At 54.8% G+C, this 21013-nt stretch carries 19 protein-coding genes; 13 read left to right on the top strand and 6 right to left on the bottom strand.

All coding sequences use genetic code 11. From position 1 onward, the window contains the following. Positions 1-7: 7 nt before the first annotated feature. The 5 genes from Q0802_RS22780 (at position 8) to Q0802_RS22800 (ending at position 5872) form a co-directional block, all read left to right on the top strand. On the top strand, positions 8-2203 hold the full coding sequence (locus tag Q0802_RS22780; RefSeq protein ID WP_298922220.1) for a flotillin family protein: 2196 nt from the start codon (positions 8-10) through the stop codon (positions 2201-2203). Between the two features lie 2 nt (positions 2204-2205). Next, positions 2206-2646, top strand: a complete 441-nt coding sequence (locus tag Q0802_RS22785; RefSeq protein WP_298922221.1) for an SRPBCC family protein — start codon at positions 2206-2208, stop codon at positions 2644-2646. A 59-nt stretch (positions 2647-2705) separates the two neighbouring features. After that, entirely contained in the window at positions 2706-3164 is a 459-nt protein-coding gene (locus Q0802_RS22790; RefSeq protein ID WP_298922222.1) for a nuclear transport factor 2 family protein, read from the top strand. Between the two features lie 18 nt (positions 3165-3182). Next, entirely contained in the window at positions 3183-4661 is a 1479-nt protein-coding gene (locus tag Q0802_RS22795) for a zinc-binding dehydrogenase (RefSeq protein ID WP_298922224.1), read from the top strand. A gap of 644 nt (positions 4662-5305) precedes the next feature. Next, positions 5306-5872 (top strand): VPLPA-CTERM sorting domain-containing protein, encoded by a 567-nt coding sequence (locus Q0802_RS22800; protein WP_298922225.1) that lies wholly within the window; start codon positions 5306-5308, stop codon positions 5870-5872. A 186-nt stretch (positions 5873-6058) separates the two neighbouring features. On the opposite strand, the gene Q0802_RS22805 is transcribed toward Q0802_RS22800, so the two are convergent. Continuing rightward, entirely contained in the window at positions 6059-6373 is a 315-nt protein-coding gene (locus Q0802_RS22805; protein ID WP_298922226.1) for a metalloregulator ArsR/SmtB family transcription factor, read from the bottom strand. A gap of 66 nt (positions 6374-6439) precedes the next feature. Here Q0802_RS22805 and Q0802_RS22810 point away from each other — a divergent pair, with 66 nt between their 5' ends. The 4 genes from Q0802_RS22810 to Q0802_RS22825 all read left to right on the top strand — a co-directional run bounded on the left by Q0802_RS22810 (position 6440) and on the right by Q0802_RS22825 (position 11959). Next, positions 6440-7369 carry a fatty acid desaturase gene (locus tag Q0802_RS22810; protein ID WP_298922227.1) on the top strand — a complete coding sequence of 310 codons (930 nt, stop codon included), beginning with the start codon at positions 6440-6442 and terminating at the stop codon, positions 7367-7369. A 595-nt stretch (positions 7370-7964) separates the two neighbouring features. After that, entirely contained in the window at positions 7965-8702 is a 738-nt protein-coding gene (locus tag Q0802_RS22815) for a hypothetical protein (protein WP_298922228.1), read from the top strand. Further along, positions 8699-10804 (top strand): trypsin-like peptidase domain-containing protein, encoded by a 2106-nt coding sequence (locus tag Q0802_RS22820; protein WP_298922229.1) that lies wholly within the window; start codon positions 8699-8701, stop codon positions 10802-10804. Before Q0802_RS22815 ends, Q0802_RS22820 begins: the two co-directional genes overlap by 4 nt. Positions 10805-11266: 462 nt before the next feature. Next, positions 11267-11959, top strand: coding sequence for a hypothetical protein (locus tag Q0802_RS22825; protein ID WP_298922230.1), 693 nt, complete (start codon positions 11267-11269; stop codon positions 11957-11959). Here Q0802_RS22825 and Q0802_RS22830 read toward each other — a convergent pair. After that, complete coding sequence (locus tag Q0802_RS22830; RefSeq protein WP_298922231.1) at positions 11949-13487, bottom strand: winged helix-turn-helix domain-containing protein; 1539 nt, start codon at positions 13485-13487, stop codon at positions 11949-11951. The two genes, Q0802_RS22825 and Q0802_RS22830, sit on opposite strands and share 11 nt — an antisense overlap. Positions 13488-13635: 148 nt before the next feature. Between Q0802_RS22830 and Q0802_RS22835 the strand changes: the two genes are divergently transcribed. From Q0802_RS22835 to Q0802_RS22845, 3 genes are all read left to right on the top strand, one after another. Beyond that, positions 13636-14574 carry a homocysteine S-methyltransferase family protein gene (locus Q0802_RS22835; RefSeq protein WP_298922232.1) on the top strand — a complete coding sequence of 313 codons (939 nt, stop codon included), beginning with the start codon at positions 13636-13638 and terminating at the stop codon, positions 14572-14574. Positions 14575-14671: 97 nt separating this feature from the next. Then, entirely contained in the window at positions 14672-15340 is a 669-nt protein-coding gene (locus Q0802_RS22840) for a hypothetical protein (protein ID WP_298922233.1), read from the top strand. Positions 15341-15418: 78 nt separating this feature from the next. Next, positions 15419-16027 (top strand): GNAT family N-acetyltransferase, encoded by a 609-nt coding sequence (locus Q0802_RS22845; RefSeq protein ID WP_298922234.1) that lies wholly within the window; start codon positions 15419-15421, stop codon positions 16025-16027. Positions 16028-16198: 171 nt separating this feature from the next. On the opposite strand, the gene Q0802_RS22850 is transcribed toward Q0802_RS22845, so the two are convergent. After that, a complete protein-coding gene (locus tag Q0802_RS22850; protein ID WP_298922235.1) occupies positions 16199-16549 on the bottom strand; it encodes a helix-turn-helix transcriptional regulator in 351 nt (116 codons plus the stop codon). 263 nt (positions 16550-16812) lie between these two features. Between Q0802_RS22850 and Q0802_RS22855 the strand changes: the two genes are divergently transcribed. Further along, positions 16813-17589, top strand: coding sequence for a methyltransferase domain-containing protein (locus Q0802_RS22855; protein WP_298922236.1), 777 nt, complete (start codon positions 16813-16815; stop codon positions 17587-17589). A gap of 151 nt (positions 17590-17740) precedes the next feature. On the opposite strand, the gene Q0802_RS22860 is transcribed toward Q0802_RS22855, so the two are convergent. From Q0802_RS22860 to Q0802_RS22870, 3 genes are all read right to left on the bottom strand, one after another. Then, a complete protein-coding gene (locus Q0802_RS22860; protein ID WP_298922237.1) occupies positions 17741-18700 on the bottom strand; it encodes a PDR/VanB family oxidoreductase in 960 nt (319 codons plus the stop codon). A 12-nt stretch (positions 18701-18712) separates the two neighbouring features. Next, positions 18713-19552 (bottom strand): 3-methyl-2-oxobutanoate hydroxymethyltransferase, encoded by an 840-nt coding sequence (locus Q0802_RS22865; RefSeq protein WP_298922238.1) that lies wholly within the window; start codon positions 19550-19552, stop codon positions 18713-18715. Positions 19553-19740: 188 nt separating this feature from the next. Then, complete coding sequence (locus tag Q0802_RS22870) at positions 19741-20586, bottom strand: sterol desaturase family protein (RefSeq protein ID WP_298922239.1); 846 nt, start codon at positions 20584-20586, stop codon at positions 19741-19743. Positions 20587-21013 lie beyond the last annotated feature (427 nt).

Here is a 21013-nt window from a genome sequence, read left to right on the forward strand (position 1 = left end):
TCGGATCATGAGTTCCAGCACATTCGGACAGCTTCTTTTATGGATCATCATAACCGTCATTGTCATCGCCGTTGCAGTCTATGTGCTGCGCTGGCTCTATCGCCGCTCGACAAAGGAAATTGCTTTTGTCCGAACGGGTTTCCTTGGCGAAAAAGTGATTGTCAACGGGGGCGCCTTTGTCATTCCGGTCCTGCATGAACTGACGCCCGTGAACATGAACGTGCTGCGCATCGCGGTCGAGCGTTTGGAAAACAAGGCATTGATCACAAAAAATCGCATGCGCATTGATCTGAGTGCCGAGTTCTTTGTGCGTGTCGGTGCCAGCAATGAGATGGTGGCAGCGGCGGCGCAAACTCTGGGGCGACGCACGTTGCGAGACGGCGGTCTGCACGAACTGCTTGAGGGCAAATTCGCAGGCGCATTACGCACCGTTGCAGCACAAATGACATTGGAAGAACTGCACGAGAACCGACACGAATACGCCGCAAAGGTGCGCGATCTGGCTTCTGAATCTCTGGCCGCCAATGGGATTGAGCTTGAGAGTGTCGCAATCGTTGATCTGGACCAGACCGGACTTGAGTTTTTTGACCCGTCCAACAGCTTTGACGCAGAAGGTTTGACCCAGCTCACCGAGACCATTGAAAACCGTCGTAAATTGCGGAACGAAATTGAGCAACGCGCGCTGGTGGACATCCGCAACCAGAACCTCGAGACGCAACGCAAAGTGCTCGAAATTGATCGTGACACCGAATATGCGCAGCTTGAACAAGAGCGCGAAGTTGAAGTGCGGCGGGCCGCACAGCGCACGGAATTGGCGCGCGAACGGGCCTTGCGCGAACAAGAAGCCGAGCAAGCGCGCATGGAATCAAATGAGGCCGTCGAAGTCTCACGTTTGATGCAAGAACGTCGCTTGACCCAAGAACGCATCGAAAAGGAAAAAGAGGCCCAGAAGCTTGAACTGTCCCGGCGACGTGCGTTGGACGAGGCAGAGTTGAAGACCCGCGAATTAACCGAAAAAGAGAACATCGCGCTGGAACTGTCTCTGGAGCAGGCGCGGATTGAACGTGAACAGGCACAGGACACCCTGGCCATAGCACGCAAGAAAGCCCTCGAACTGGCTGAGCAAGACCGCCAGATCGCATTGGCCAAAAAAGCGCTTGAATTGACTGAGGCAGAAGGAGAGCGGAAGCGCGCGCAGATCGTTGCGGATCAGGGCACCGAGGCCGAGAAAGTGGCGCAAGCGCGTGCTCTGGACGAGGTGCGTATTGCCCGTGAAAAACACCTGGAAGCCTTGCAAATCGCCAAACGGCAGGCCTTTGAGGAAGCCGAAATCGCGTCCGGCGAGGAAGTTGAGCGCGCAAGGGTTACGGCTGAACGCGGCGTTGAAGAAGCCCGGATGCTGAAGGCCAAAGAACTGCGCCAGATTGAAGTTCAGGGCGATCTCGAAGTGGAGATGGCGCGCGAGGAAAAGGCAATTGCGCTGGCAAAGAAAAGCCAGGAGCGGTCAAGTGCGATTGCCGCAGCCGAAGCGGTCCGTGGCAAAGCGATCCAAGCCGAGGAACAAGCATTTACACTGCGCGAGAAGGAAATTGCGGAACGCCGCAAGGTGATCGACATGATCGCTGCGCACCGCGAGGCTGAGCGGAACGCCCTGGAAATAACCGCTAAGGCGGAAGCAGAAATGGCGGCGGCGAAGTCTTTGGCAGAGGCGCAAAAAATCGCTGCCACCGCTTCGGCGGAAGCGGAAAAGACCCTCGCTCTGTCCGCGGCCGAACGCTACAGCGTTGATTCCAAAGGGGCCAAACAGATGAACGAGGCGGAGAATGTGTTGTCCGAAGATGCACGCGCCGGTCGGTTGCGCGCTGCCTTGCTTGACCGGCTCGAAGGGATTGTTCGCGAAAGCGTGAGACCCATGGAGAAGATCGATGGCATCAAGATATTGCACGTTGATGGTATCAATGCCGGGGGATCAGGCGGCAATAAAAACGTTACGGATGAGGTCATAGATTCTGCGCTTCGGTACCGCGTTCAAGCGCCGATGATCGACAATCTGATGAAAGAAATTGGTATCGAAGGTGACAGCATGGGGCGCATGACTGATGTGCTGCGAGACGCAAAGGACATCGCGAAACTGTCCGAGAGCGGCGAGAAATCCGGAAAGTCTGACGATACCGCTGATCGACGTGACAGAGACGACGACTGACCATGGCAACAGTATTTGTCTCAACTGTTCTGAACGCCCCTCCCGCCGCAGTTTGGCGTATCGTGCGAGATTTCAACGGACTGCCGGACTGGACGCCCTTCGTTGTCGAGAGCCGCATTGAGGGCAATTTACCTGCGGACAAAGTAGGCTGTGTCCGCATCTTCAAACTGGCCGATGGCGGCGTCATCAAGGAAAAGCTTCTTGGCCTGTCCGATTACGACTTCAAATGTACCTACGCGATCCTCGAAAGCCCGATGGCAGTCACTGAGTATGTCGCAACACTCGCATTAGCGCCGGTGACCGATGGCAATAGGTGCTTTGCCAGCTGGGAGGCAACGTTCGAATGCCGCCCCGAAGATGAAAAAGAATTGATCGCCCATATCGGCGACAACGTGTTTCAGAGTGCATTCACGGCTCTGAAAAAGCGACTGGATGGACGGTGATGGCAATCAGGCCCACCCAGCCGCTCGGCTTCAACCCCTCGTAAGGAGGAGAAACTAAGATGACTAAAACACTTTTCACCGTTGTTGCAATCCTATGTGCGACCCAAGTTGTCGCCCAGGAAAGGGAACTGCCCGATCTGGTCAGGCAAGCCACACCTGATGCTGTGGTGCAGGAACACCTCGATGCGCTTAATTTATGTGACTGGGATCGACTTATGGCACAGTATCCTGCGGATGCAGAAATTCATCTGGCCGGAGGTACGATCATTTCAGGGCGCAAGGATATCGGCGATCTTTTCGCTGGCTTCTGCCAGTCCGTTGCGGATGGCGGCCTGATGGGCATCACATTTGCAAGTGAACACGTTTTCCCCGTCGGCAATACGCTGAATGTGCAATGGGTGGCCCGGGCGGATTTTCTGGCCGAAGAATACCGCGGTTCGGATGCCTACGTCACACGCGATGGTCTGATGGCGGCCATGGTGACAACCTTTGATGGCGCCGCATTGAAGATGAAGTAAAAGAATAGCAGGCGCACGATGGTCACAATACGCGAAAGCACTGTCATTGATGCGCCTGCTATTGATGTTTGGCGGCTCCTGCGCGATTTCAATGCCCATGAACGCTGGCATCCGGCAATAGCGACCAGCTTTATCGAAGGCGGAGGCGCACCTGATGTCGTCGGCGCTGTGCGCAATTTTCGACTGACCGATGGTGGTCTGCTGCGCGAGCAACTCATCGACGCCTCGGATCTTGACATGAGGCTCAGCTATTGCCTGCTCGAGGCCCCTGTGCCGTTACACAACTATGTGGCCCACATGCGCTTGCGCCGGGTCACGGACGGTGACGCATGTTTTGTCGAATGGTGGAGCCGGTTTGACCCACCAGCTGCAGAAATCACCAAGATGACAGAGCTTGTTCGCGACGGCGTCTACCGAGCAGGGTTCAGGGCCTTGCAAGATTGGTTTGGCGGCGGTCCTCAAAATGCGCCTGCCGTTCCCAGCGTACTCTCAACCATGCCAGGGCCTCTTCCTGCCTCTTCGTTGGATGAAAAAGGGACTGGCATTTTCGTGCAAGCCTTTGGTGGCCCGGAAAATCTCGTTGAACGGCCTATTGAAATTCCCCGTCCCGGTCCGCGCGAAGTGTTGTTGTCCCAGACCTACGTGGGTGTAAATTTCATTGATATCCATACCCGGACCGGACATTTCAATTTGATTCAGCCTCCGTCCATTCCAGGTATGGAAGCCGTGGGCAAAGTCGCGTTGCTGGGGGCCGAAGTTCAAGGGTTGAGCCTCGGAGATCGTGTTGGCTATGCCTGCGCGCCGCCAGGGGCCTATTGCAGCCACAGGATCATGCCTTCAGAGGCCCTAGTTACCCTGCCAGACACCTTGTCAGATGCTCAGGCTGCCGCCAGCCTGTTGCGCGGTGTAACAACAAACATCCTGACGACAGATGTCCATCGTCTTAAGGTCGACGAAACCGTGATTGTTCATGCGGCGGCCGGTGGGCTTGGTCAACTGCTTGTTCAGGTCTGCGTTGCGCGCGGGGCTCATGTCATCGCGACTGCTGGCAGCGCGCAGGGTCGCGATATGGCGCTGGCGCTGGGTGCGGCAGCTGCGGTGGACTATCGAAGCTCTGATTGCATCGGGGAAATCATGGATTTGACACGCGGCAGGGGAGCTGACGTTGTCTTTGACGGGGTTGGCGCTGAAACTTTCGAGACGTCCTTAACCGTCGTTGCTATCAGAGGTCACGTAATCAGTTTTGGTGAAGCTTCGGGCGATATTGGCTCTTGGGATATCGGTAGCTTTTCGTCGAAATCCCTGCGGATTTCTCGCCCGAACTACGGACATTTTGCAGACAGCTTCGTTGAAAACGCGCGCTCTTTCTTCGATATGGTTGCTGCGGGTGATGTTCGTATTCCAAACCCCAAAACCTATCCTTTGAGCGACGCGAAGCAGGCCCATGATGATCTCGAAAACAACCGGTATTCGGGTGCCAGCGTTTTGGAAGTATAATCTTTGCCCGAAGCACCGATATTCGGTGTCTAAGTAGGTGCTAAAAAGGTGTTTTGAGTGTAAGGGTCCGGGGAGATCAGGATAAGATGTGGAGTTCCCGCTCTGGTCGACCGTTTGGGGCCTCACCAAAGGCGGCAGCGCTTTTTACGCTGTGAATGTTTGCTATTATCTTTTCGGAACAAGTTACCAACTAGGTGCCACGAATTTGCTCTTTCCGCTCTCACTACTCCATCATCCCGCTTAATCAACTCAGCTTCTAGGCCAAGATTTTGGTTGGTAAAAGTGAGTCAGTCCACGATCTGTGCACTGACGCCTTCGATTTCGCTGCATCTTTGACGAACTGTCGCTCGCCAGCCTCCTACATTTCGCCTCGGCAGCAATTCTCGTGCTGCATGCGCGTGCAGCACGATTTGAAGACGTTTGTTGCGGGTTCACATCCGACATCCGACGATTTCGGTCAGATGACCAGTTGCAGCCCGGAGGAGACATTCAATCCAAGGACTGCTCTAACGGGTGTCGGGACGAAGCCGACCTTGAATGGACTCAATGATTTAAAGAAGCTAAGCTCACCCAATTGGATAATTTTAATTTTTTTTGAACCGTCGCGCGGGTCTCTCACGTTTTAGAACAGAAGGAATACTCATTTGAGACTATTGAAACTCGCAAGTGCAGCTTGCATCGCATTCGTAACGGCTACATCAAGTTTCGCTGCAACTTTGGATTTCGGCTTTTCATTTTCGGATGGGTTCGTGGATGTTTTCGGAACAATTTCTGGTCTATCCGACGAAACCAACGATCAAGCCGCCACCGCGATCACGGTGTCTTCCGTCGCATTTGGGTTGGATACAGTACAGTTCCTAACTGTCCCTACCAGCGTAACAAATAACGCGTTTTCGGTTGCTGATGGCCAGATCACGTCCGCAAGTTTTTCAGCCAATGTGGTTAACAGCACACCACTACCAGGCAGGCTTTCTTTGACACTTGGGTTCGGCCCCACCGAGATTGAACGCTTCGGTGCGCTGCAGGCAACTGACGTAGCCGGTTCACTACTTTTCAGTGCAATTGAAAATGGTGGTGATGGACCATTCGATTCTGCCCCCCCACAGCTGCCAACTGTTCCATTGCCAGCCGGTGGAATTTTACTCATCAGTGGTTTGTTTGGTCTTGGTGCCTATCGAAAGGCAGCAACAAGGCGAGCCACCAAACTTTAGGTATGACGGTTATGGTCGGTTTGGGCTCTGAACCGTCATCTGACGATTTCTGTCAGATGACCAGTTGCAGCCCGGAGGAGACATTCAATCCAAGGACTGCTCTAACGGGTGTGCGGGACAAAGCACCATTTCGCTGCGGCTGCGCGAAGGTCCGCTTTCTCTCATGGTCAGTGGCGCACGTCCTGTTTAGTCCTTGTCTTTCTCGGCACGCCTTTCGGCCTTCAATGCTCGGCTGGGCGGGCAAACCTCTTGCATGAACTTTGCAAGTGTGCCGCCCAGATTGTCCGCCTTTATACCGTAGTTCACAAACTGACCTTCCCGCTTTTTCCAGATCAAATCCGCGGACTCCAAGACTGACAAGTGCTTGGAAATGGCCGGTTGCGACATATCAAACCGCTCCGCAACGGCGCCTGCCGTTAAGGGGCCTTCGGACAGGTAAGCCAGTATCCTTCTACGCGTTGTAGAAGCCAAAGCTTCGAATACCTTGTCGGGACTTGACATGAATTCACCTTTTAACTTATTAGTTATATATCTATTATTGTAAATGTTATAGCCGGGGTATTCAAGATGCGCTTGCATTCAACAGAACGTGTAACGCCCAATCGTCAAACTGACGCGATACAAGGCACCATTCGTTGGGATGCGGCAAAGTCGATTTGGTTCTTTTTCATGCTCACGGGTGGTGCCCTTGCGATCATCTGGACGCCGAGCTGGGGTGGGTTCTTTGTCTTTCTGGCAACAACAGCGATCACGGTTTGTGCCGGACATTCCGTAGGCATGCATAGGCTCCTCATCCATAAAGCTTTCGAGACCCCCAAGCGGCTGGAATACATACTGGTCTGGCTTGGTACACTGGTTGGGATGGCAGGACCGTTCGGAATGATCCGTGAACATGACATGAGGGACTGGCATCAACGCCAAACCGTTGGTCCTCCGCATCCAAGCCATGGTGCGGGTTTCTGGAAGGACGCATGGTGGCAAATGCACTGTCGGTTCGATCTGCACCATCCACCCAAATTTGAAATCGAACCAGAGATTGCAAATGACCGCGTCTATCAGTGGATTGAACGACATTGGATGGCACAACAAATTGTCGTGGCCGTCCCACTATTCCTGATCGGTGGCGTTGAGTTTGTCTTTTGGGGAGTTTGCTTGCGCGTAGTAGTTTCTTTGAGCGGACACTGGATGGTTGGGCATTTTGCGCATAGAGGCGGACATCAAGGATGGACCGTCGAAGGCCTGCCAGTTCAGGGGTACAACCTACCTGGTCTCGGATTACTCACCTTCGGCGAAAACTGGCACTCCAATCACCACGCGTTCCCGCACTCGGCCAGACTTGGCATCAATAAGGGACAATTGGACCCGGGCTACTGGTTCATTAAATGTCTCGCGGCTATAGGTTTGGCTCACAGAATCCTCGAACCGGAAGACTTACCCCAACGCGACGGCCTCAGGAGGTTAGCGCCCGAACAAGTAGGAGTTCCGCAGACATCATAACTTTGGCAGCATGCCTGTTCCGATGTTTCCAAGAGGCAAAGCGGACTTTGGTACACAGCGCAGCATCAGTCACAATGGATTGGAAGCGGTCGCTAAACGTGTCTGTCATCAACGTTAGTCAAGAGACAGTAACCGCTTTATCATGCATGAACACGCAGATGCAGTGCCATTCGCAGCGAAGCATCAACAGCGTTGCGGCGCCAAAACCACTTCCGGTATGAAGCAGCCGCTTGACCTCTCTTGCAGCTAATGACGCACTCAAATTCGCTATGGAAGCAAAGCTGCGACCGTTGGCCGAAGCGCTTGGACACGCACCAGAAAATAACTGACGACCGGGCGGGGCAAAACCGTAGCATCTACATGGTATCGGCTCGGTGTTTGTAAACTGGAGGTTATGTGGCGCTTGTTTTCTCTTCCGGCAAGCCACCACCGAGACTTGAGATTGGAAGTGGACGATCCGACGCAATTAACACCATTGGCCGACATGTGGCCTGCTGTTCCACGCGATGCGCCACTTCTCCGATTACACTCGCCTGTTGGTATTGGAGAAAGGCATGCTATGCTCGCGTTCGTTGCATATCTGCCGGGAGGACATATGACGGGGACACCTACGCAAACCGAAGACCACCCGGAAGAACCAAACAGATCATCGACGTTTCCCGACCTTTTTGCCGGTGGCGGTATCGGACTGCTCCTGGGAACCGCTTTGAGTTTGTCTCTGACGCCGGTGATCGCAGGTTTCATCAGCGCCATTACATCCCTGCTGGCGGTGCTTCTTGGCCTCGACGGCAGTTCCTCCGGCAAACGTATGCTGCGTGTTAATGCTTTGCGCATTGGTGCATTTGGCTGTGCGACCGTGATTGGACTTGGTCTCGGGCTCTATGTCCGTACAAGCGAACCGTTAAGGCAATCGCCCGCCGAACTGGTCCAGCTGTGGGAAAAGGCTTTGCCAAATAACCTGACACTTGCCCACCAGATGGCGCTATACGAACGCAACGCGCTTCAACCTTCGAGCTGGGCCTATGTTGAAGGTGAAGCAGGCACCGAAGCGACCATCGATGTGGCAAGGCAAAAACAGATAGCCTCGGTGTTGCAGTCTTCCGAGACGACCTCAGCCGATTTCAACTGTGAAGACCTCAACCCCAATGCGCTCGGCGCCAATATGGGCGAGACGATCGCAAAATACGAGACGGACGAGGCGCCTGAAATTGTGCGATCCATAGGGGCAGGTCTTGTAACGCTTGCCGATAGCGACAAGATCAAAGCACTTGAAATCGCATATGATTTCGTCTGCCTCGTTCAGGATCGAGGCGAATTGTTTCCGGCAAAATGAGACCTTCTACACCCTATATCGCGATTTGGCGCCTGATATTGATCTTTGGTCTGATCGCAAATCCTGCGTTCAGCGAGGCTGATCGTGAAAGCGCCCGGTCGGTGGTGAAGATCACTTGCAAAACCGGTGAGAACCAGTTGATGAAGGCCACCGGCTTCGTTTGGCCCGAACCGGGATACGTTGTAACGGCGTTGCATGCTGTCGCCGGGTGTCTGGATGTGACGGTTTTTAGCGAAAGTGCCAAGACACGAACGGGTATAAAGTCGCTCGAAAGTGTTGATCTTGAGGCGGATCTTGCGCTGCTGCGTCTTGAGGATGACCTCGGGCTTCAACCGGTACCTTTTGTAGCGACCGCGCCGGCACTTCGGGATCGTCACTCGATTTGGGGGTACCCCGCTTACGCCGAATACATGGAAAACCGCAGTGTCGATTTTTCAAGAGGGCTAAGTGATATATTGCTGAGCCTGGGAAGCGCGTTTTCATCCGAAGAACTCAAGTCACTGTTCCGATCTCAGGACTACCCGACGCGCCGGACGCAAATTTTCAGGGTCACAAGCAACACACAGCCGGGGCATTCCGGCGCGCCGATCCTTGATGCAGAAGGCAAGTTGGTGGCAATCCACAATGGCGGGCTCAAGGGCGGCTGGCTCGGAATGAACTGGTCGATCCCTGCCCACGTCTATCTGCCCGGCTTACCGAAGTCTCAGGATGCGCCTCCGACTGAGGTTTCGCAGTGGGCCGCGCTTCAAAGCGCCGTCACGGTCGACGAGCAGGAAACGGTTGTGATGTCCAGCGAGGACCCCGCCGATGTTGCCGTTCGCGCTGATGCCAAGACCGGTTGGCATTATTTTGGATGGGTGTCTCTTGCAGTCATCGAAGAAAACTACGCGCTGTCAGGAAACACAAATTTCCAAAAGAGTTTTGACATCATCCGCACGGTTCATGACGGTGAACATGACTTTGAGAACCTCGGTTTCGAGATTTGGAAGTTTGGCAACAGCGCGGCAACTGTTGCCGTTCCAAGCGGCGTTCAAGCGGATGTTGGCCTCGAGGAAATTCAGTTCAGCAGCAAAGACGAGCTTTTCGAACTAGAGGTTGGCATCAAGCAGGCAGACTCGTTCGAAATTGCTTTTCAGGAGGGCGTAAAACCTTTCTTCAACGACTTTCAGTCTTACTTCGACTGGGACACCTCTCTTGAGCGTGAGGCATTGGCATTGGACGCTGATCTGGAATATGCGTTTCTCGAAACTTACTGCATCTCGGGCTATGACCGAGAATATGACACAGACGCCCAGACGGATTTAATGCTGGCAGCGAACGGTGCGCTGTTTTTCGGTGCGGCGCTGACAAGCTATGATGCTGTCGACTGTGAAGAGCGGCAGAATGTGTTTCTCGAGTTGATGCGGATCGGCTTTGATGAGCTGACAGGCATCGAGGGTCCGCCCGGCGCTTATATCGATGCCATTGACCTGGCCGCCTTGCCAAGCGAATTGACGCTTGTAAGGCGCGTTCCTCTGAAAGAGGTCGCCCGCGATTTCGTGGACAAAGGTGATTTCGGTTGGAAGCAAGATGTTTTCACAATCAAGGAGTTGCTGGGAGAGAGTGCTTACGGGCACGTGAGTTTTGATGTGTACGAGGACACTGTGACGGGGGCTACCGTGGCGGTGCCCACGGGCATGGAGCTGAAATGGAATGACGATCTGGAAATGCTCGAAGTGTTTAGCGACAGTCGGCACAGCCGCTTGAACATCGCTTTGACGCGTGCCAACTCGTTCGATGCAGCCCGCACCAACGAATTTCAGGATTTTTCCTCCGAAATTTATGATCTGGCAAATTGGGCGGGCAGCGGATCCCCCGAAGATTGTGAGAACGCCTACGTGGATTTCGATGCACAGAAGGCTGAATGCGGGCTCTATCTGCAGGCTGAAAAAGATGGCAGATTTGCTGACATCTATCTTGCCATGTCGGTTGCCGGGGACGTCTTTCTGGGAAGCTCTGTTCTGATTTTGGATCGAGAGGATGATCTTTCCGCCAAACAACGCGCAGAGCATCGTATCATGCGGATTGCAGCCGAACACCTGTCAGATTTCGCGCTGCATTGATACGCCAGTGCGATTTGACAAGGTGCCGACGGCACTCGGAAAAAACGTTGGTTTGACGACTTGGGGCAATCCCTGTTAGCGATTTTACCCTGATGCGCAGATAAAATACCTTTTCTATCCAAGAGACCTTTAATGAACCGTTTTGCCAGCATGAGCGTTTTGTCGTTCGGAGCGGTGGTCATCAACACCGTCCCGGTCTGGATCGGCGCATTGGGAGATTACCCTGCGCTTGGCGATGGGCTTGCGGGTGCGTTTGCAAGCCTTGTTCTGCTTTCCGCATCCATAACTTGTGCAGGCGTCGGCGCTTTAAAACCTTCGTTGGCAGCCCGCTACATGGTAGCCCCTGCGCTGGCGCTGCTCACCTTCGGGCAGATGCTCCCTGCGGTTGTTCTGGCCGCAATATGCGTTGGCTTGGGCGCGGCACTCGGAGCACTGACCCGAGCGGCCCTGAGGGCGATTGCTTTGTCCGACAACGGCTTGCAAACGATAAGCTTTGCCATATCGCTCGGTCTGGCGGCATCACTGGTGTTCTACCTGCTGCTTCCTGCTCTTGGCGTGTCGCCCTTATTGCTTTTGCTGATCCTGTCGCTGCCGCTTTTGCTTTTGCGCTTTGCGTCAATTGAAGCTGACGCGCCGGATTATCACCGTTCATACCCCGTCGGCCCTCCGATCAGGTTTATCGGATTTTTTGTTATGATGGGCGCATATTGGACTTTTCTCGATCTTTTCGGCGTACGCTTCAACGATGAGAACGCGGTGAATTTATGGCTTCTGGCGAGCCTGGTGTCGGGAGCGTGTGGCTCATTTCTTGCGGCAAAGTTGAAAAATTCATGGCATGCAAACGCGCAGGCGCTGGCGCTTGTGGTTGCTGCTGCGACAGGTGCTGCGAGCTATGTCGCACCCGATTTGTTGATTTTCGGAATGACGATTCTCGCAAATGGATTTGCACTCTTTTTGTTTTTCCCACTTTATCTGCTCAGAGCGGGCGAACAGATGCCTCAGGCTATGGCTGGCTACTTGGTGGGCTTCTCGGCTGGGGGTCTTGCAGGTGCTCTGCTGGTTGAAATTGGGGGGTATCAAACTCTCGCAGCGGCGATCCTTACCTCTGGATTGCTCAGCGTAATAAGGCGTCCGAACCGTTCTCTTAGACAATAACCAGACCTGCGGCGCGCCAATGCGTGAGCGCGGATTGTACCAAATCCTGATTTGCTTCCCACATCTGCAACTCTTCAAGAACGCGTTCTTCAAAACCGGGGAAGACGGAGCGGAGCACGGTGACCTCGGTCTTGGCCTCATCGATACGCCCAACCGCTGACTGCAGCCAAACCACATGCGCGTGGTACCAGTAAAAGCCGGGCATTGGGACTTTCTGGACCTCTAGCAGCGCGGCTTCGAACATCTCCAGCCGTGCATAGCGCCATGTCTTGGCAAAGTGATACCAACCCGGATGCTCGGGGCTGATTTCCATAGCCTGGTCCAAAAGGCGGATCGCATCGTCCTCCCGCCCGAGAAAAGCGTAACAGTGGCCAACCTCCGAAAGCACGTCGGAATTACCGGGGTTAAGCGCCAATGCCGTTTCCGCAGCCTGATCAAAGCCCGCGATGTCCAGCGCAAAGAGCCGGCACATCGCCAGAGCAACCTGCCCGAATGCGTTGCGGCCGTCGGCCTGAACGGCCTTTTCCGCCGCCATCGTCGCGAGGGGCAAAGCGTCCACACCGGGACGTTCATTGACGTGATACCGATGTTCTTCCAAAAGCAAAACGGCGTAGGCGGCCCAGCCGTTTGCAGATTTTGGATCATGCTTCAGAGCGCTTGGAAACGCCGCGCGCAACTCAAGATGTAGTTGCGGATCGTAGGTGCGGTAAAAACGTCGAAATTCCGAGACAAGTCGAAACATGTCCCAGCTTTCATGTTGCATCTGGTCCCGGGCAGTTTGCGCCGCGACCTGCGCGACAGGGCCGTGCGGACCCGCAAGGCGTCCCGCGCAGATTTGCGAAATCTGGTCCTGGACCTCGCACAAAGAATCCACATTCGCTTCCCGGTCAAACTGCTCTGCAACAACCACCGCACCTGTATCTGCCGACGTCAATTGCACGGACACCCGAATGCGCGTCTCCGTTATCCGAACGCTTCCTTCGACGACAAAGGCCGCCCCATATTTTTTGTAAATATCGCCAGGGTGCAGCCGTGCTGCCTGAACCACATCGGATGTCATGCGGGACAAAACCTTCAGGTCGCGAAAGCATGACAGGCCCATGATGATTTCATCCGTGAGGCCCTCGCAAACATATTGCACGTCCGGATCGCGGCTGATGTTGCGAAAAGGAAGCACCAGTACACAAGGCAAGGCACTGGCGGGTGTCGCAGGCGCATGGTTTCGCTGGACTTCGGAGGCCAGCCGGAAACCAACACCATGGACGGTCTCGATGATGCGCTGAGCTGATCCGGTATCGCCGACGGCGCGGCGGGCTTCCTTGATGGCCGTCGATAGCGTCGCATCCGTCACAATCCGACCATCCCAAACCTTGTCAATCAACTGATCCTTACTCACGACATCGCCGTTCGCATCTACAAGCGCCCGCAGGATGCCCAGAGATTGCCGCGTCAGTTTTTTGGTGGCACCGTTTTCGCGCACGGTCATGCTGGCAAAGTCAATCTCAGCGTCAGCAATGCGTATTTTCATGCTGTCTCCATCGCTTTTGCGGGTTTCGAAAGCGGCACCTCAGAACTTCTCAGATTATTCTCAGGTCTGCCTCAAGCACTGCCCCCACATACCCCATACCTCTTTGCCACGACACACGAATGTATGGAAGCCAGGGAAGGTACAGACCATGAAATACCGCAATGCTTTGCCGCAGCTGACCGGCACACCGATGATCACCGATGGTGGGTTGGAAACGACACTTATTTTCAATGAGGGGCTAGACCTGCCACTGTTTGCCGCCTTCACGGCCTTGGAAAGTGACACGGGCATGGCGGCGATCGACGCTTACATGCGGCGCTACGCCGAGATCGCAGTACATGCGCGGCGCGGCTTTGTCATGGACACACCCACATGGCGGGCCAGTGCGCGCTGGGCGGCAGAGCTTGACATCACGCAGGAGATGCTGCGCGCGGTGCATCAGGAAACGGTTTGCAACCTCAGCCATCTGCGGGACGCGCTGGAGGTGCCTGAGATCAGCCCCTTCGTCATCAACGGCGTTATCGGCCCGCAGGACGACGGGTATCATCCAACCCAGGTGCTTACGGAGGATCAGGCAGAAGCTTATCACAGTGTTCAGATTGGCTGGTTTGACGAATTTGGTGCAGACATGGTCTCCGCCATCACGATGACCTACATCGCAGAGGCGATCGGCATTACACGTGCAGCGAAGGCAAGAAATATCCCCGTTGCCATCGCCTTCACCGTTGAAACCGACGGCAACCTGCCTTCCGGCGAGCGCTTGAAGGATGCGATCTGCGCGGTCGATCAAGCGACGGACGGATATCCCGCGTATTTTATGATCAACTGCGCCCATCCAGACCATTTTGCACATGTCCTGACCGGTGACTGGACGGGGCGGATCATGGGGCTGCGAGCCAATGCTTCACGTCTCAGCCATGAAGCACTTGATGGCGCCGAAACGCTCGACGATGGCGATCCGGCTGAGCTCGGCGCGCTTTACGCCGGGCTGTCACACCTGTTGCCCAATCTCACGGTGGTGGGGGGATGCTGTGGGACCGATCACCGTCATGTCGCCGCGATTTGCGCAGCAACCCAAGGAGCCTGATCTCTCAAACCCAACCGACGCGCGCGACCCGCGCCCAACAGCCGGGTAGGGGGGTCGCCTGCGCGCCCGGCAAACTTCAAATCCAGAGGAAACTTCAATGTTCAAACCCACTCTTTGCACCCTTGCACTTCTTGCAACATCCGGGTTCGCCGCAGCGCAAGGCGCGCCGATGTCCTTCGACGTCGCAGAAGATCACACGCGCATCTTCATGGCCGCCCAGCCCCTGCATGAAAACGGGATGCCCGCACATGGCAACGCTTTCCTGAGCCAGGGCTACATCTACCCCGCCGGAACATTGCAAGACGGCGTACCGGGTGTTCTCAAAGACGGCAGCCCGGCTTTCCCCGATCTGGTGCTGGGCACCTGGACCTGCGACGGCTATTTCGTCGGCGAAGCAGGCAATGCGACTTCTGGCGCCTGGGTTATTTCCCGTCAGGTTTTCGCCTTTGCTCGCGGTGATCAGATCATCACGCAGGGCACGGAAATTGCTGATCTCGGCGAGGAGAACCTGCGCCCGATCACCGGAGCCACTGGCGATTATGCGGCGATCGAAGGGGGGCTTGTGCAGACCACACTCGGGTTCAACGAGTATATGGCCCTCAATGCCACATTCGAATTCGAAACGCCCGTCAAAGATCACGCACATGATTCCAAGGACAAGGCCAGTGACGCCCCAGGCAGAGCGGCATCCGACGCAGAAGATATCGAATGGGATTCGGGTTTTCCGGTAGGTCCTCTGGAACCGAACAGCAACGCATCGTTCTGACGCCCGATAGCGCCCGCGCTCGATGCGCGGGCGGAGCACGCCGACACCACACACCTTTTGAAAGATACGAGCCGATCCATGAGAGATGCAACCAACCTTCACTTGCGGCCCGCCCGATCTGGCGACGCCAAAAATCTTGCGAAACTTATCGACATTGCCGGGGAAGGCATCCCCAACTGGCTTTGGTCGCAATCTGTTGCAGTGGGGCAATCGCCCCTAGACGTGGGCATTGAACGCGCCCGGCGGCAGTCTGGCGGGTTTTCCTACCGGAACGCGATCCTTGCCAAGGCGTTTGATCAGGTCGCGGGCATGGTGCTTACATATCCGATAGAAATAATGCCTCAGGAAAGCCCCGATGACCTCCCGGATCCCATCGCGCCTTTTGTCGAACTGGAAAAACAATCCGTCGGCAGCTGGTTCGTGAATGCTCTGGCCGTGTTTCCCGAATTCCGCGGGCTTGGCATAGGGACCGCGTTGATGGAAGAGGTCGAACATGCTGCACATCGACGTGGATATGATCGCCTGAGCATCCAGGTCTACGAGCAGAACGTTGGGGCCGTGCGCCTTTATGAGCACCTCGGATATATTGCGATCAGCCAGGCGCGCGTGCGCTGCCATCCGTGCCAACCTTATTACTCAGGCGACGTGCTCTTGCTTGAAAAACAGGTCGGACAAACAGTGTTTTGACCCACTTGGCAGCTTCGCCAAACGCCTGCTTACACCTGCAATCAACGTCAACCGAGAGCAATCTGACGCCAGTATTGGGGTTTTGGCTCTGCGCACGGCCTCGGCTTCTAAGCTCTCTGGCTTTGCTTGGCAGGGTGTGTTGCCGGTTCAATGGCTTCAGAAAGGGTTCAGTTACCTTTTCGGCATGTCGGAAAGCTCAGCATCCAGGAGATTTTTTGACAACTCTCCCAACACCTCGACAATCTTCGTGGCATCCGATTTGTAGAACACCCAGTTCTTGATCTTTTTGGATGTCACTAGGTTGGCAGCAGCCAGCACTTGCATGTGTTCTATGACGGCCGGTTGGCTAAGGTTGATTTTCTTGGTGATGAAGCCGACGCAAACGCCATCTTTCACAAGGTCGCCATCGCGTTTTGGTGGGAAATGATTGGTGGGGTCCGCAAGCCACCTGACAATGGTCAACCGCCTCGGAGTCGAAAGTGCACGCAAGACGATCGCCGATGGCTCGATTTCATCACGCATATGGATATTATCCTATATGGGAGAGTTCCTACGCCTTAAATGCCTTAAATGCCTGCAGGGCAAAGGTTGGAATATGGCGCACGGTATTGGCCACGTAGTTTGTTTCAGGAGGGATCAGTTTCCTCGACGCGACAGCAGCGCGTGTCGAAGCGAAATTGGAAACCGCCTCGACCTAACTACCAGCAGCCACATTTTTCGAGGTTATGATTTTAAATGTCGGGGGGCGCCAGTTTTGATATCTCTAGGCGCATTGGAGGTACCAATTGCTGAAGTTTGATGGAGAAACGACGAAATTACTCGATATTGCTTATCAAGGTGGCGACGTAACGCGCCGCCGCCGCAAAGCCTTTGATGCGCTTCATCTTCGCGAAGGTGATACAGTTGTTGATATCGGTTGCGGAAATGGATTTCTGACCGAAGAAATCGCGCGGGCTGTTGGGAAGACCGGACACGTCATTGGAGTTGATCCCAGCGATCATATGCGCGCGCGGGCCTCAATTCGCAGCGCCGCATATCCGTGTGCGCAAATCAAAGATGGTTTAGCTGATGCGCTACCGCTGCGAGACGGTGAGGCAGATAAAGCTGTCGCAGTGCAAGTGCTTGAATATCTCCCCGATATCCCCTCGGCCATTCGCGAAGCTCACCGTATTTTGCGCGTTGGTGGCAGGTTTGTTGCGGTAGATACCGGGTGCAAGACGCTTGACTGGTTTTCCCAGGACGAGGAACGCATGCAGCGCGTTCAGACGGCCTGGGATCATCACTATACGGAACCTCGGGTGGCAGGACTTTGGCCTCGGCTGACGCAAGACAACGGTTTTGCGGCCATAGAAGTCAAACCTTTCACGTTCTGCGATGTGACGATGCGGCCCGATGGCCTCGCGTTCATGTTGATGCACTTGATGTCACGCTACGCAGCTGAAAATGGCCATATGCCGGAGGCTGAGACAAAAGCCTGGTTTGACGAGCAAGTGGAGCTCGCAAGTCAGGGACGGTTCTTCTTTTCGCTTACCTATTATCAGATGAGCGCCATCAAGATGTAGCTGGGCTTCGGTCTGGTTCCAGCCATGAGCGAGGTTCTCCAGGCGGGAGATGTCATTGACACGGCTGCCGCGTAGCAAGGTTTCAGTGAGGGGTCGCATCTTGAACTCGAAGCGCTGTTCCACCGCCGCAAATGTAGCTCAGAGGTGTTTTTCAAAGGTTCAACACGATGCTTTCGCCCCGTGCACGAGAAACGCAAAGGCACATCTGGTTACCGGACGCCCGCTGCCTTTCGGTCAAAAAACTGTCGCGGTGGTCGGGTGTGCCGTCGACAATATCAGTCACGCAAGTACCGCACACACCTTGTTCGCAGGAGAAAGCAGCATCGATTCCGTTCGCATCAAGCACGTCGAGAATGGTTTCATCCGCCGCGACTTCCAATGTGACACCTGTTCGGGCGAGTTTAACGGTAAATGGCGAGGTCGGAGCGCCCGAAATGGCCGGATTGGCGGCAAAGCGTTCGAGGTTGATCGCATCTGTAGGCCAGTTTTCCATTGCGCAGATTTCGGCAGTATCCATGAAGGGAGCGGGACCACATATGTAGACCTGTCCATGGGGGACCGGTCGGGACAGCAGTTTGCGCAGCGCAGCACTCGTCGCTGGAACGTCCAGACCTTCATGGAAGGTCACGTGTTGCTTGTATTTGCCGTTCTCTAACCGGTCTCTGAAGGCGGTATGATCGCATCCGCGTGAAAAGTAATGTAACGCAAAGGAGCGCCCCAAAACGCTCAGACGGTCCGCCATCGCGATAATTGGCGTGATGCCGATGCCGGCAGCCAAAAGAAGTGCGTGATTTGCGGTTTCGTCAAGCGGGAAGGAATTGCGGGGCGCGCCGACCTCCAGGATGTCTCCTTCGCGCACTGTCATATGCATAAGGTCTGACCCGCCGCGTGATGGCTCCCCCTTTTTGACCGCAATCGTGAAATGCCGACGGTCTACCGGATCCCCGCAGAGCGAATACTGCCGGATGATCCCTTCGCCGCAATGCACATCTATATGCGCCCCCGGTCTGTAGGCAGGGAGTTTGAAAAGCCCTTTCTTCGCCAAAAGGAAGGATTTTATGCCCGTAGCCTCCTGACTAATCTTTGCCACTTTGACATTGATCAGCGCCATTCTGCGTGCTCCTTACTGATGAAGAGGGCGAAGTTTTTGCAGGCCTTCTTTCACTTTTTCCAGCTCCTCCGGTGGCATGGCGATAGATGTCGTGGCGTCCGGAAACGACCCATCCAGGACAGCGGCGCGATACCCTGCCAAAGCACGGGCGCGCTCTGCCCTCAGCGCTTTGCGGATCGAACCCACATCGCCAAAGGCCCTGGCGTGGCGCGGTGGGTCTTCGGTGTCACCTGAAAGATCCGACATGTAGGACCGGATGATGTCGCCTGATGATCCAGCTCCGATGGTGACAAGGATCAGCTTGGAGTGCTTCTTGATTTCTGCCAGCGCCTCTTCGGCAACACATTCGACTTCCGCACAATAGGCACCGGCCTCTTCCAACCGGCGAAAATCGTCCAGCAGGCCAAGCGCCTCTTGCGCTGTTTTGCCGATGGTGCGCAGACCACCGAACTGCGTGGCGCGCGCGGGGAACAGTCCGGTATGGCCTTGCACGCTGATCCCTTCGCGGGCAATCCGTTCGACCGTGGACAGACCGCGCGGTGAATAAATCGCATCTGCTCCCTTGACCATCGCGTCAATCGCGCCGCCCAAGGCTTCATCTTCGGTGACATGCTGGCGCATGTATTGTGCGGCGGTGACGAAGATATTGGGCGCTGCGGCGCGGATCGGCTCAACCTGGTCACAGTCAACCGTCAGCGTGTCGATCTGCTGTTCTGCGGCGACGGCGGCTTCTTCAGCGTCGAATGCCGTGACCTGCGTCAGCCGTTTTCCGGCAGCTTTGTGCTTGAACAGGCAGTCCACGGTCAGGTGACGCTGGGCGTACTGACCGCCGTATGTGTAGATGCTTTTCATTCTAAGTTTCCATCGGCTTACTTGCGTGCAAAGATCAGTTTTTTCCGAGCCCGGATGCGTTTTGTCGCTTCAGGCGTACCGTCGTGAAAGCTGCCGAACCAGCGGTCCAAGGGCATCTCCTCAGATCCGTAATTGCATTCAAAATATCGGTGATGCAGCTGGTGGTGGAAGGACCCTGCTTTCATTGCTTATTTGTCTCTGACCAGCAATTTCTCAAAGCCGGCGTGCGAAAAGACAGCTCCCAAACTCAGTGAAAACATATGGAAGAGAACGTGAACCGGGTGCGATGGCAGGACGAAATGAATTAGAATCCCTGAGAAATAGAAGAGGCTCTCGACCGGGTGCATGGCCAAACCTGACCAGGGACCGACATTTACGTTTCGGTGATGCAAGTGATGCACATTTTTGAACAGCCATGGAAAATGGATCAACCGATGGATCCAGTAGAAATGGAACGACTGCCAAAACCGGATGACAAAGAAAAATGCAACAAACCAGATTGGAGATTGGGCAAAGCTATCCAGCGTTCGCACCCATCCGTTTGCAGCGACGTAACAGTATAGAATGACCCATGCGGTCCAGCAGATGGTTGCCGAGGCGAGGGTCCAAAAAATATTGTCCCAAACCTGTGTGCCAAAGGTGAAACGAGAGCTTTTCTCCATCGGGCGCACATCGAACTTCAACCGCGTTTCCTGCCCGGCGAGAATATAAAGGTACGTATGCAGTGCCGTTGCAAAAATGAGAATCGCGCCGAAGTTGATTGTTGCGATCCTTACGACCCAACCTGCGTCCAGGGCGTGCATCTCTGCCATGTCGGGCCAGAGGAAATAGAAAACGACGAGGGCGCAGATCAGATGGTTAACCGGGGGCGTTAACGTCGCCCATGTGTTCAGAAGCCAGACAACGGCGGCCTTTGGTTTGGGTGGAACGTCAAACACCGGGGACATCGCGATGGGCAACGCGGGATGGAAGTTCCACTCCTTCGATTTCCCCGCGGGTGCATGGGCGGGTTTGTCTCTTTCAATTTGGGCCATGTCCGGTTTGCGTGCAGCTGGAAGTTTTAAATGAGTTTCGAAAAGCAAAACTATAATTTTACAAAACAGGATTCTTGAAAGCTCGTCAAGCGATGGTGTCATGTTCGAGATGCAGTCAATGAACCCAGAGTGAAGAATCATCGATCTTGCCGGTCGCAGGAAACTCAATTCGGCAAAACTCCAGGCGAAAAGCCGAAAATATCGGCTAACGTCATTCTGAACTCTGTGAATTTTGGCGCGGGATCGCTTGATCCGCCTGCGTTTACACAAGGGGTAAAAAAATAGATTGACGTCAGCAGAGGCCTCCTAATAGTTTCGTTTTATAAATATTGTGTCTCGCATAATGAAATACGGGATGTGATCAACGGGAGAATGAGATGATCAAGAAGACAACATGCGCCTTTGTTGCGGGTGCGGTAATGGCGCT

The sequence above is a fragment of the uncultured Roseobacter sp. genome, assembly GCF_947495275.1.
Lineage (GTDB): Bacteria > Pseudomonadota > Alphaproteobacteria > Rhodobacterales > Rhodobacteraceae > Roseobacter.